General features: G+C 57.1%; 12 protein-coding genes and 1 pseudogene. 7 read left to right on the top strand and 6 right to left on the bottom strand.

What is annotated here, in order from left to right:
- Window positions 1-2 precede the first annotated feature (2 nt).
- From ETEE_RS22065 to dsrO, 3 genes are read right to left on the bottom strand one after another with little or no spacing between them, the layout of a single operon-like run.
- On the bottom strand, window positions 3-605 hold the full coding sequence (locus tag ETEE_RS22065) for a polysulfide reductase NrfD family protein (protein WP_225865182.1): 603 nt from the start codon (window positions 603-605) through the stop codon (window positions 3-5).
- Window positions 506-931: an NrfD/PsrC family molybdoenzyme membrane anchor subunit gene (nrfD, locus tag ETEE_RS22060; protein WP_225865181.1), complete on the bottom strand. Its 426-nt coding sequence runs from the start codon at window positions 929-931 to the stop codon at window positions 506-508. The genes ETEE_RS22065 and nrfD overlap by 100 nt, the downstream gene beginning before the upstream one ends.
- Window positions 928-1,677 (bottom strand): sulfate reduction electron transfer complex DsrMKJOP subunit DsrO, encoded by a 750-nt coding sequence (gene dsrO, locus ETEE_RS16600; RefSeq protein ID WP_034165864.1) that lies wholly within the window; start codon window positions 1,675-1,677, stop codon window positions 928-930. Before dsrO ends, nrfD begins: the two co-directional genes overlap by 4 nt.
- A 192-nt stretch (window positions 1,678-1,869) precedes the next feature.
- Between dsrO and ETEE_RS16595 the strand changes: the two genes are divergently transcribed.
- From ETEE_RS16595 to ETEE_RS16565, 7 genes and pseudogenes are all read left to right on the top strand, one after another.
- Window positions 1,870-2,664, top strand: a complete 795-nt coding sequence (locus ETEE_RS16595) for a PhnD/SsuA/transferrin family substrate-binding protein (RefSeq protein ID WP_038631576.1) — start codon at window positions 1,870-1,872, stop codon at window positions 2,662-2,664.
- A 249-nt stretch (window positions 2,665-2,913) separates the two neighbouring features.
- The gene (locus tag ETEE_RS16590) at window positions 2,914-4,089 is read left to right on the top strand and encodes a hypothetical protein (protein ID WP_144242834.1); all 1,176 of its coding nucleotides are present in this window, start codon (window positions 2,914-2,916) and stop codon (window positions 4,087-4,089) included.
- 121 nt (window positions 4,090-4,210) lie between these two features.
- A pseudogene (locus tag ETEE_RS22385) lies at window positions 4,211-5,100 on the top strand (transposase); the annotation flags it as partial.
- Window positions 5,092-5,325, top strand: coding sequence for a LuxR C-terminal-related transcriptional regulator (locus tag ETEE_RS21650; RefSeq protein ID WP_420314970.1), 234 nt, complete (start codon window positions 5,092-5,094; stop codon window positions 5,323-5,325). The pseudogene ETEE_RS22385 and the gene ETEE_RS21650, both read left to right, overlap by 9 nt.
- 57 nt (window positions 5,326-5,382) lie before the next feature.
- On the top strand, window positions 5,383-5,661 hold the full coding sequence (locus tag ETEE_RS16575) for a DUF134 domain-containing protein (protein ID WP_015461422.1): 279 nt from the start codon (window positions 5,383-5,385) through the stop codon (window positions 5,659-5,661).
- A gap of 10 nt (window positions 5,662-5,671) precedes the next feature.
- Entirely contained in the window at window positions 5,672-6,148 is a 477-nt protein-coding gene (locus ETEE_RS16570; protein WP_034165829.1) for a NifB/NifX family molybdenum-iron cluster-binding protein, read from the top strand.
- A gap of 146 nt (window positions 6,149-6,294) precedes the next feature.
- Window positions 6,295-7,029 (top strand): hypothetical protein, encoded by a 735-nt coding sequence (locus ETEE_RS16565; protein WP_034165833.1) that lies wholly within the window; start codon window positions 6,295-6,297, stop codon window positions 7,027-7,029.
- 27 nt (window positions 7,030-7,056) lie between these two features.
- Here ETEE_RS16565 and ETEE_RS16560 read toward each other — a convergent pair whose 3' ends face one another.
- From ETEE_RS16560 to ETEE_RS16550, 3 genes are all read right to left on the bottom strand, one after another.
- Window positions 7,057-7,413, bottom strand: coding sequence for a YcgJ family protein (locus ETEE_RS16560; RefSeq protein ID WP_034165828.1), 357 nt, complete (start codon window positions 7,411-7,413; stop codon window positions 7,057-7,059).
- Between the two features lie 111 nt (window positions 7,414-7,524).
- Entirely contained in the window at window positions 7,525-7,830 is a 306-nt protein-coding gene (locus ETEE_RS21385) for a hypothetical protein (protein WP_144242833.1), read from the bottom strand.
- 1,233 nt (window positions 7,831-9,063) lie between these two features.
- Window positions 9,064-12,228: an autotransporter outer membrane beta-barrel domain-containing protein gene (locus tag ETEE_RS16550; RefSeq protein WP_158409708.1), complete on the bottom strand. Its 3,165-nt coding sequence runs from the start codon at window positions 12,226-12,228 to the stop codon at window positions 9,064-9,066.
- Between the last annotated feature and the right edge of the window lie 636 nt (window positions 12,229-12,864).

Below are 12,864 nucleotides of genomic sequence, written 5' to 3'. Positions count from 1 at the left end.
AGTCAGGATCGCCGCCAGGCAAACCCACAGTCCCGCCATGGCCAGGATCCCCAGCCACCCCCCTCGCTGCCGATCGCCAGCGTGTAAGGGTAAATCCCCGCGTCATAGCGGGGGACCCGCTGTACGTCGATCAGGGTCAACCAGCGCAGCGAGGCCGCTGCGCCGATGGCCAACAGGGCGACCGGCCAGCGCCGCTGCGTCAGCCACTGCGACGCCGCGAGCGTCAGCAGCGCGGCGGGCCACGCCTGCGCGCGCATGAACGAGAGTCCCTCCGCCCCGACCCGCCCCGTGGGCCAGAATAGCCAGCAGGCCAGCAGCAGCAGGCGCCGATCGGTCGCCGTCACCGGCCGATCCAGCAGGCCGCGCACCAGCGCCCACAGCCCCACGCAGACCAACGGCGCGCTGCACAGCCACGGCAGCCCCCACTGGTGCCACAGCGGAAGCGCCGCTACGATCCCGACCTCGCTGCCGGTATACAGGGCGATGCTGGCGCCGGACAATACGGTCAGCAGGGCGCAGACCAGCGCCCGGCGGCCAACAGGATCAGCAGGGGGCTCCAGCGCGTCCGCGCCGCCTCCTGCAGCGCGGGACGCAGGCAGAGCCACCCGGTCGCCACGCCCAGCAGGGAGAACAGCGGCAGCAGCAGCGCGCCGCGCGACATCCAGGAGCCGGGCGTCAGATAGGCAAAAAAGTGCCAGGCACGACCGGGCTGATGCAGATCGGCCGTCAGCGCCAGCGGCCCGACCACGCAGGAGATCAGCAGCACCAACGCCATCGCACAAATAAACGTGACACTGTAACTATCGCTGCGCCGCAGCGCCAGCCACAGCAGCAGCGCCGCGCCATAGGCGCTGCCGATATAAAAAAAGTACTGCACCGCCCACGGCAGCCAGGCAACCGGCTGCGGCGCCACCAGGATCGCTCTTATCATTGGTCAATCTCCTCCTCACCGTACAGCGCCGCCTGCCCGCTGACCTGGCTGACAAACGCGGCGTCGAGCCCCAGGTAGAACACCCGCGGCGCCGTATGCTGCTCCGGTTTCAGTACATAAACCGACGTCCGATGCTGCGCCAGCAGGCGGCTCAGGGTGCTGTCGGGATCGTGCATATCGCCGATGATGCGCGCCCCGCCGATGCAGGACTCGACGCAGGCGGGCAGCAGCCCTGCCTCCAGACGGTGGGCGCAGAAGGTGCATTTATCGGCGGTCAGCGTCTGCTGATTGATAAAACGGGCATCGTACGGGCAGGCCTGAACACAGTAGGCGCAGCCGACGCAGCGCCGGTTATCCACCATCACGATGCCATCGTCGCGCTGATAGGTCGCCTGCACCGGACAGACCGCGACGCAGGGCGGATTTTCACAGTGATTACACAGGCGCGGCAGCATGAACATCTGGCTGACGCCGTTTGCCGCGGCGCCGCTGACCTCATACTGCTTTACCGTGGTGCGAAACTGGCCGAGGGGCGGCAGGTTCTCCATGCAGCAGGCAACCGTGCAGGCCTGACAGCCGACGCACTTACGCCGGTCGATAATCATCGCCCAGCGCTTACCGCGCATCCCCTGTCGCGACGCCGGCGCCGCCAGCGCCTCCCCCCAGGGCAGCAGCACCAGACCGGCGCTGACGCTGCCGATCCCGAACAGCAGGCGCCGCCGTTGTTGTTGTTTATCATCCGGCATCACACTCTCCCCGCGCAGCGCATCTGCCCCGAAATGTCACAGTTCCGCATATCTTCGCTCGCTTATCGATTGGCGTGATTTATTATGGGCGGCAGGGAACAGGCCTTCCTATTGTGGAAAACCACAATAGCGCTTGATTGCTGACCTATATCAAAATTAACCATCGACTGAATATCTGAGCCTGAACACCCGATGAACCCGCTGATGCGCTACGGCAGCCCATGGCTGGCCCTGCTTTTGCTGCTCCCCGCCCGGGCGGCGCCCACGCCGTCGCAGACGGTGACCATTGGCGTGCTGGCCACCCGCGGAACCCAGATGGCCGAGCGTCAGTGGCAGCCGCTGGCCGACTGGCTCAGTCAACGGCTGCCCGCCTACCGTTTCCGTCTGCAGCCCTATGACATCAGCGCGCTGGACAGCGCCGTGCGTCAGCGGCGACTGGATTTCGTGATTACCAATCCTGGGCAGGCGGTCACGCTGGGACGGCACTCCCCGCTCTCCTGGCTGGCGACCCTGAAGAGCCCGCAGCGCCACGGCAATACCAACGTCATCGGATCTGCGCTGATCGTGCGCAGCGACAGCCGCCTGCGTCACCTGGCCGATCTGCGCGGCAAAAATATCAGCGCCGTCTCGCCCCAGGCCTTTGGCGGCTACCAGACGCTGCTCTACCGCCTGGCGCGCGAAGGCTATGACTACCGCCGCTTTTTCGCCCAGACCCGCTTTGCCGGCTTTCCGCTGGATGCGCTGATCTACCGCCTGCGCGACGGTGAAACCGACGCCGCGATCGTGCCGGTCTGCCAGTTGGAGCAGGTCACGCTGGCGCGCGATGAGTTTGAAGCCCTGCGGCTGGTCGATCGCGAGGGGCTACAACAGCAGCAGGCCGCCGCAGAGATGGGCGTCTCTCGCCAAACGCTGGTCAATATTCTAAACATAGCGCCCTTACAGGACGAGCCTCTCGGCTTCGCCGTTCCGATGCTTTGCATGTTCTAAGTCCTACTTTATACTCAGCACCATGTCTATCCCACACCCCACCAAACGGTTGGATTTTGTCACCCGATAAATCCGACGACAGCATAACCCTTTGTCCGCCTCTACGTTGAGCGATTGCCCGCATGGGCGTTCGTCGATACTAATGTTCCCCTCTTCATGGCGCTTTAAACCGCGAAACAAGTACATACTGTGATCGCTTTCGGAGTAAACTCACAGCTTTCTATTAATGACTATAAGGACCTATATTTAATGTTACCCATTAACTCATCTCACTCAGCATATTTTCCTTCAATTACCTTGCCCGATCAGTTACCTCAAGAAAAAATAGTCGCCTCAGATAAAAGGGCCTTCAAAGAAAACATGATGCGCGATATTGCGACACTCGAAATAAATGGCATAAATATTAATGAAAAACTAAACCAGCTACTGAATAGTGACACATTAATGAATATTGACCCGGCTAAGCTGACAAGTATGCAGGACATTGTCACTCCAGGTGAAGAGTATATTTTTGAGGATTTAATAACTGGAAATAAAACAATGGTGGATATTGCTCGGTGTATCATGCTAGCTGAAGAAATCACCACTCAAAAAGGAACCAAAAATATTAATTTTGAATGTAGTACAGTATCATCAGGAAATCTCACAACTTCCCTTCTCACCGCCGAAAATTATCAACAGGGCGAGCCTTTCCTACTGAGTTGCAAGACCAAACATTGCGACTTCCTGGGTGCTGCAGGAGGAAACTACCCGCTAGCAGAATACTTATCAAATGATGGAGTTTCTCTTAAAGTAAACGATAAACATAACAATTACATTGGGCATTTTAATATCTGGAAGCTAGATTCTGGCGATTTTTGCATCGGCACCGTTGCCATGAAAAATAATAGCGGAAACAGCGATTATAGTCCTAAAAACCTTAAACATCTTTTGTTAAATCAGGCGGTTAATCTGCTTGAAAATAATCAAAAAGCACAAAGAGTATTAATTGGCATGGGAGGACATAATATGAAAAATATTTTTCCTGACAGCTTTAACCAAAACGGGAAGGGTTATGAGATTTTGGGACGATTACGTCATGCTGAAAACCACAGTTTCCTACAAAGAGACGTAGAAAAATTAGAGAAAATCACAAGTATGACAGTTTACAACAAGGAAATAAAAATTAACAATCAAGAAAATATTGGCATGCAAGGAGATCAAAGGAAAGATTTCAAAAACGCTCTTATTATCCTAGACAGAAAAAATGAAAAGGCCAGTGATGGTGATGGTATCGCACAGGCAAAGCGCATTCTTCAAAATTACGAAAAAAATAATAACATGAGCGACGATCAGAAGTGGCACCGCGAATTAAGAATGATGGAAACAATAGTTCAGAAGCAGGTTCGAGCTCAATTTTGGGCGACTCAGAAAAAATCAGATTAAATATATTATCTCGATGACTATTAATCTCAAGCGCATTTTTTTTGAGCTTCCTAAGAGCGTAACACGCCTGTGGAGCTTCGGGCATTTGCATGACCGAAGCTTCGCTTTATACTCCGCCCCCATGTACATCCCACGCCCCGCCAAACTCCTTTTCACCTTCGATAACGGTTGGAACCGCTACCTCGAAAAACACGGCGACAACGTCAGCCAGTGGACCCTACTCTCCGTTGAGCGCATGCTTGCTTGTGGCACCTGCGTCATGTGCGCTCGCCATTACTGCTGCGGCTCGCCGGACTGCACTCACTCCCGCTTCTTCTGCCAGAGCTGCAAGTCAAAAGCCTGCAGCTCATGCGGCATGCAAGCCACCGAGCAGTGGATTGCCGAACAGCAGCACATCCTGCCCGACTGCGACTGGCAGCACATCACCTTTACGATGCCCCCCGCACATTCACCTGTCCGTCACCTGCGGAGGGCTCGATATCAGGCATGACGTCTGGCGAGACCGAAGCATGCCGTGGAGAAAATCTGGCGTGGTTCATTCGCCTGCTGCGTCACAGCTATAATCTGATCAATCACGGCTTCCTGCCGGGGCTGGAGTATATGCGCGATAACAAGCAGCGGCAGCGATATCTGCAGGCGCAGTACGGACACAACTTGAAGGTCCACTTTGCGAAGAAGACCCAGGGAGCCTGGCGCAGCGTCAAATACCTCAGCCGGTACCTGAAACGACCACCGGTGTCAGCAGCGAAGCTCAGGCACTACAGCGGCGGCGCGGAGGTGCATCACTATTACGACCATCGTACACAGCAGCACCGACAACAGACGCTGATGCAGGAAGATATGATCGGCGCTATATCAGTCATATCCCGGCAAAGCATTTTAAGATAGTGCGTTACTACGGTTTTTTATCCAACCGTGAACGGGGCGAACTGCTGCCGAAGGTGTATGAAGCCCTGGAGATTAGAAGCGCGGAAAAAACCGAAGCAGCCGAGATTCGCCGCTCTGACCCGACGACGCCTGGCGCGTCTGACACAGCGGGAGCGGCAGACCTTCGACCTGCTGTGTCAGGGATTAAAAAACCAGGCCGTCGCCGACCGTATGCACGTCTCTCTGCGCACGGTGGAGGTACACCGCGCCAACATCAGCCGGAAGCTGGAAACCGCCTCACTGATCGCCTTTATCTGTCAGCTGAACGCCGAACCGGCGGATGATATCTGTCCATCCGCCTCAAAATGAATATTGCATATGCTAATTACAGGGTGTATATATTGCATATGCCATTTAGGAGAACCTATGCCCAGACCCAAAATCCCGCGCCGGATCTGCAGCCATCCGCAGCACCGCTGTTTTAAACCCAACGGCATGCCGCTGCAGCAGCTGGAGCAGGTCACGCTGGCGCGCGATGAGTTTGAAGCCCTGCGGCTGGTCGATCGCGAGGGGCTACAACAGCAGCAGGCCGCCGCAGAGATGGGCGTCTCTCGCCAGACGCTGGCCAATATTCTCAAGCGGGCGCGTTTTAAGCTGCTGGACTGCCTCAGTAATGGCAAGGCACTGATGATTGATGAGCTGTAAGGAGAAAACGATGCTAACGGCCATTCCCATGCACGGTAACCGTATCGCGGGCCACCTGGCCCGAGCGCCTCAGGTGGCGATCTTTGACCAACAGGGCAGCGAAATCGCCCGCTATGATAATCCCGCCGCCGCCGAACACTGCGCCGGGAAGAAACAGCTGCTGGCCCTGCTGCGCCAGCAGCGGGTACAACGCCTGGTGGTGCGCAACGTCGGCCAGCATATGGCGCAGCGTCTGCTGGCAATGGGTCTGGAGATCCGCCTGGTCAAGGGGGGCGATCTCCAGAGCGCCTGCTGCCAGGATCCCTGCCCGCTACCGGCGCTCACCGATCCGGCGCAGGCCCGTCCGTCGCGCAAGGCGCACGATGGCGCACACGGCTGCGGCGGCGGATGCCACGGGCACAGCGCGACGCCGGCGGCGCCCTCGCTGCTGCAGCCGCGTCACAGCCAGAACGGCGCGCCGCACATCGTGCGCTGCCAGCGTATCTAGCGCCTCACCGCCGGACGCGTCTGCGCCCGGCGGCCCCATGCGGATCTGGCTGCGACAAAAAGTAATTAAATTTGCGCAAGATCACTTTTATCGCGGCCTTACTATAATTAGCCATGCCGTTTCCCCACGATATTCCGAGGCCGATCATGAAACATCACGCACTGTTTGCACTTTGTCTGCTGGGCTGCAGTACCTTCGCGCCGACGTATGCCGTATACGCCGCGGATGCCAGTGGCATCACCCAGCACGCGGTGCAGTTCCCCAAAGGCGGATCCGAGGCGACGATAAAAAGCCGTATTAAAGGCGAAAACGTCCTGGATTACACGCTCATTGCCGCAAAGGGACAGCATATCAGCATCACGCTTAACGGCGCTTCGACGACCTACTTCAACCTGATGGCGCCCGGCAGCACAGGCGAGGCCCTCTTTAACGGCGCGCAGGATGGCGATAGCTATCAGGGCATACTGCCGGCGAAGGGACGCTACACCGTACGGATCTACCAGATGGGCGCTGCCAAGCAATCCAGCGCAGCGCACCCCTTTACCCTGAAGGTCGGTATTACGGGCACCGCGGCACCGCAGACAGAAAAGGCGAGCGCGGCCAGCGGTAAGCTGCCCTGCGCACAGCAGAGCGGCCAGCCGATGGGACAATGCCCCTTTAGCGTCACCCGCACCGCTCCGGGGGAGGCCACCGTCACCATCACCATGCCGGATCATCGGCAGCGCACCCTGTTTTTCGCCCACGGCAAACCGTTAACGGCCGACCTGAGCCAAGCCGATGGCGACATGACCTTTACTTGGCATCAAGAGAGCGATCTGTTCCTGATCCGCGCGGGTCATGAGCGCTATGAGATCCCCGAGGCCATCATCAGCGGTGGGTAACGGGCCGTCGGGCCACCCTGCATAAACTCAGCGGGGAAACAGCAGCGCCGTATATTTTACTGAGACGGCGCCGCTGTGCTTACCGTCGGGGCCATAGTAGCGATCCGCCCGGCACAGGCGCTCGCGGGTATCGCAGAAGATCCCGTTGGCAAAGGTAAACTGGGTCAGGTCGAAATCCCCCTGCGCGAAGAGCCCCTGCGCCACCGCACGCCCCAGATATTGCTCCGTTAGCGTGCGGGAAATCCCCTGACTGTCCGCGCAGAGGTAGCGATCGCACAGCACGCCGACCCGCGGCGATCGCAGCGCCTCCGGGGACGCGGCATAGGCCGCCGCCGGCAACGCCAGCAGCAGCGCGGTAGAAAACCATCGACAGACGCGTCTCATCTAATCCTCCTCACCTTATCAAACGGCGCCCGGCGCTGAGGTAGCCGGTGCGACACCGGCCGCCCGGCGGCCCGGCCTAAAAATGATAGTCGATACCGGCGTTAACCCCCTTCACACTACGGCGCGGCCCCTGCACGCGGGTTTGCGCCCCCCCTCATAGCCGAGGTTCGCCGTAACGTGCACGCTCAGGCCGACCAGTACACCGCCACCGCCGGCCAACACATTGAGCATATCGGCATAGTGAATCGGCGCCGCTCCTTCGCAGCTGACGTAGTCCCACGCCATGTGACGCGGGGAGATTCCCGCCGCGACATACCGGCTGACGACCTCATTCAGCCGCCAGGCCGGCCCTATCAGCAGGGAATTATAGCGCGCCCTCACGCGATCCTGCGAGGAGATCCCCCGCCCGTCAGCCATCGCATCCACATCCTTTTGCAATATGCACCGCGCAGCACAGAGTCCCGCGCATCGCGATACTGCAGATTCACGCCGGGCATATTTTTAACACCTTGTCCTTACTCCGCGCATGGCCGGGCGACAGCGTGCTGCGCCCAGCCTGCGCCGCCGGCTGGGGAAATCCCCCTCCGCCAAAGCAGTCCGGGCAGATCACCGCCATAATAGAGCCCTTTCCCTATCGCTCAGGGATATCACCCAGAAGTATCAACCGCTGTGAATATGACATCATACCGGCGAAAATCACGTCTCACCGCGACACGCCCTCGTTATCCGCTGGCGTCACAGCACAAGGTGGGCGGCTAACGTTTAACCGCGGAGCAAAAGATGAAACGGAAATAGAGCGTGATAAGCCGTAAAACGTCGCCCTTCTCCCCCATCGTTTCAACTACGAATACAACGCTATACTGTCTCTCTTTTCTCGTTGCCACGTTTCCTGAATGATTAAAAAACGTCATAATTGCCATTAACATCGCCGGAGTACCTACTCGCGAGGGCCGAGTGAACGAGGATTTAGCGTATTCGAAAAAAGATCGGTAAATAACCAAACAAGGTACAGATAAGCTCTAAAAATATAATCACACCCATGCCAAGCATCGAATAAAAGCCATGCGAGCGCCGCAATGCGATAGATATCCAACATCAGCGCATTGCGTTCATCAATGACAGCATACAGCATCCCGGTGCGTGTTTTTTATCTTCAACGAGCAGCTCAGCGCAGATAAGAAACATTATTGATCATATGTCATCAATAATGTTTTTAACTGTTATAAAAGCGCCTCATGTTTTATGGCCGCGCCCCACCAGATACGGTTAAATGCAGGCGCTACGGCGACAATAACCCATGATGCACGATGTCGCTTAGGTCAGTGGCGCCACAGTAAAGAGAGCGACAAATTTAACAATTCGCTCGGTGCTAAAGAGACCGAGGAGCCGCACAAAACGCGGCATATCTCAGGATGATAGCCATAGAAAAAGTCACCCATGACAATATACCAGGCATCAGCCTCACGTTAGGCCGCATGGAGCTGGTCAATAACGCTGGCTATTTGCCATATCATGCTCACCCCGACTACGCGCCATAGGCGTTACAGCGTAACTGTCTATGCCTATACACGCCGCTGACCGACGATGTAGATCCCGGGTAAGGCGCTCTCCTCGCCCCTGCACTACGCGGCACTACGCGGCAATAAACGACTAAAAACGCAGCGTCCCGTTCACATACCCAATATGATCGGTCATGTTGTTGCCATATTCGCCACGATAGTTAATGCCCATATCGAAACGCGCATTAAGCGCACTACTGATACCCACATCGACCACGCCGCGGGTACGGTCACGGGGCAAGGTCGCCGAAAAGCGCTGACCATTAAATGTCATGGTAGTGTTGATATCCGCACCGCCGATGGCATGTTTGACACCGCCCATGAGCGTCGGCTGATACACGATCCCCCCGATATCCAGCTGACCACGCCAGCGTACTCCGGCGCTGGCATACCAAAACTGATCGTACTGAGTCGCATAGGCATGGTTCAAATCGGCACTGCGATCGTAATTGACCGCCAAGGATGGTCGATATGTCCATAGCGTCGCCACCCCCAACTCGGGCGTGATCGTATTGTGCCGAGCCACACGGTAGTCATAGCCCGCGTACAACGCGCCATATAGCCCCAGGTTGGTCGCCGATGCGCTAGCCCGGCTACCGTCAAACGCCGAGAAGTGATTCTGGTCATGGGACAGAATGCCGCTGATCTGGCTACGCAGATACGCCGCCTCATCGAGGTTATAGCGCCCTTGAACCCCCATAACCGCTGATACCGCGCGGGTGCGCAGCGTATTGCTTTGCGCTTTGAGCCAAGCATGCTCTATACCGCCATGCCACCCCAGGGTAGCATCTGGGGAGAGAGAGTAGTCGGCATAGGCTACCGTACCGACGCTATCGGTATCAGCCGCCCCGACGCCCCGACGCTGCAGATGACCATAGTAGACCTTCATCTGCACCTCGTTCTCCCCGTTCCCCATGCGATGCGAACCGTCCAGCAGAATATGGCCGATACGCTCAACTTGGTTCTCCATGCTGTCGATCACGCCAGCCCCCAGGGCAGAATCATCACTCTTGCCCGCATCTACATCCAGCGATACCCACTGATTATCCCACGTACGGCTGCCAGCCGGATCGCGATAACCATAGTGGGCCACCAGCATCGGTAGCGGTGTGCTGACGCTGCCAATCTTGCCCGATACTTGAGCACCATTGCCATAGTTATAGACCATGTCACTGAGATTAAAGCGCTTATTATCGGCATATCCCTGGGTACTGTCCCCTGGGCGCAGGATCAGATGGCTGCCGTTACCCACCTCATCGCCGAAGTGCAGCCTCGCCCCCTCGGCCACCGCGAAGAGACTCTGTTGACCCGACGAGCGATCCTGCAACGCCACGCTCCAGGTAGCTACCCGCGCCGTCCCACCGCTACCCGAGCTAACCGTCCCCCCATTGCCCTGCTCGCCGCTGACATAGAGCGCATGCGCCGTCGCTCCCGTTACCGTTATCGTACCGGTATTATGAATGATCGCCTGCTGGTCGGCGTCCTGCAGCCGCACATACATGCCATAGGCGCGCCCGCTGTCACCGCCAGCATTGACTGCGATCTCCCCCGCGTTATCCAACCTGACAGCCGGATTCTCCACTCCGTGCTGAGCGCGAAGGTTGACATACAGCGCCGCCAGCGTCTCCCCCGCTATCGTTATATCCAGTGTTCCCTGATTTACCAGCGACAGGCCATGGGTACTGCTGTATAGCGCACACTGGATCGTGGCGCACCGCACCGCGCCTTTACTTTCTGCCCAGCCGTTGTATTGCCATGCACGATCGAGATACAGGTGCTGATTGACATAGCTGGCGTACCCTTCTAGCGTCGCCTGATAGTCGCCTGCTCTCTGTCCATCCTGATCGCCCCCAGAGGAGACGCGCTCAATGCGACCGACGGCGTATCCCCCCTTGATGGCGATCAACTCGCTGACAGCAATGTCGCTGTGACCACTATCGCCTTCACTGCCGGTACGCAGGATCAGGTGACTCCCTATGCCCTGCGCGTCCCCCAAATTCAGGGTTGCGCCATTCGCCACGGCAAATACCCGCTGATCCGCGCTGGCCGCACGGTTAAGCGCCAGGTTCCACTCGGAGACATACGCCGTACCGCTGACATCGCCTGCCTCCATCCGCGTCACAAATAGCTGGTGCGCCGTCTGTCCCCGCGTATCAATAATCCCCTTATTGCTTACGTTCAGCACGCTGGCAATGCCAACGGCGGCCCCCTTCTTCGGGGTATCCAGCAGCGCATAGATCCCATAGGCGATACCACTCTCGCCCGCATCGACGATCATCCGCCCCGCTTCACCATTCAGCGCCTGCCCCATAATGGGCTGATCGCCTCCCCATCCCGTTCCTACGGTGAGGCCCGAAGCATAGCCGTCGCTACCGCGGCTACGCACATCTAAAAGACCGTGATTTTGCAGATCAAAGCTGACACCTCGCCCTTCGGCAGAGTCCACCGCGCTATACATACCGTGCGCGGCGCCGCTGTTCGCCGTCGCCTCGACGAAAATACTGCCATAGTTATAGCTACGCAGCGTGCTCTGCTCGGAGCCTGCCGTATCGCTGCGTATTCCCATAGCGGCGTTGACGCCACCCGGGAAGTAGAAGGGAACCAGCGCTTGCCCCGATGAGCTGACCCGAATTATCCCCGCGTTGATCACCGTACCCTCCAACGGTTCGCGACGGCTGAACTGGCGTATCCCCCAAGCCTGTCCGCCGCCCGTATGGCTGACGTCGATCGTACCGCCGTTATACAGCATGCTGGTATCGACTCCCGTGGCACGGCCACTGCTTTGAGCCTGTACCTGCAGCCCGATCACGGCGATCGCATTACCGCGGCGACTATCTATGCTGGCTTCAATACTTCCAGCATTATTCATCCAAATGCTGTGCCCACCGCCATCGTTAGTGAATACGGACATGCCTGCCGAATGATCCCCTTGCGATGCGATCTGCGCGGTGTCATACACGATGATTTTTCCATCGTTTTGCATGGCGATGTTATTATTAGCACCACTCCCTGTATCGACATACATCCCATACGCGCGTACCCGTGTATTCGCCCCGGCGCCGCCGGTAGTGACATGCAGCTCCCCGCCTGCCGCATTCCCTAGATAGAAACTCTGCCCCGACGGCGCATTCTCTAACCCCAACCCCACCAGCGTGGTGTAAATGGGGCGGAACACGCCCGTCGCAGTATCCTGGCCCAGCCCCATAATCTGGTCGATATCGCTCTGGTCATAGGCGACCTGCCGCTCATTAATCACACACGCCACCGCCTGCACACAGGAGGCCGGCGCCGGGGGAAGCGGATAGGGTACAGCGGTAAAACCGGTTGCCGGCGGCAATATCCCCAAAGCGCTCAGGATTGCGCAGGTTAACACGCTGCGCGTAGCACGTACCGGTCGCGTTGCCGCTGATGGAATGTCTTGGGTTGTTTTTTTCCGGTGACGTAATGCCATGATTTTCCCTCATTACGAACAAAATCACTTATCTCACAAATTAAAGCAGGCGATAAACCTCATCGTGCGATGGTATTTATGTGACGAGTGATATTGGCGATAACCTAAAATGACTAAACAGAATTAACACAGAAAGGCGAGGCGCCTCCCGTCACGGCAGATCATCTTGGAGATGATTAATAATATTTATCAAGAGGCTGCTCTACAGCCCTGATACGATAGGAGCATCGCGACATAATACAATGGCTCACGCTATACATTATTAAAACCTTCAACCCAAAAATCAAATTATTTTCACACTTCCAGCAAAGAAAACCATTAAATCCATGTTGTTAAATACGAATAACACCAGATAAAAACATCATGCATCTTTTGCTTTTTTTTGCACAATATGCACAGTCAGAAAAATAAAATAAAGTATAATTCGGCAGGCTCATTATT

Origin of the sequence: Edwardsiella anguillarum ET080813 (genome assembly GCF_000264765.2) — a bacterium.
GTDB classification, from domain to species: domain Bacteria; phylum Pseudomonadota; class Gammaproteobacteria; order Enterobacterales; family Enterobacteriaceae; genus Edwardsiella; species Edwardsiella anguillarum.
The sequence above is the reverse complement of the archived record's forward strand: the minus strand, read 5'-3'. Positions and strand labels throughout refer to the sequence as shown.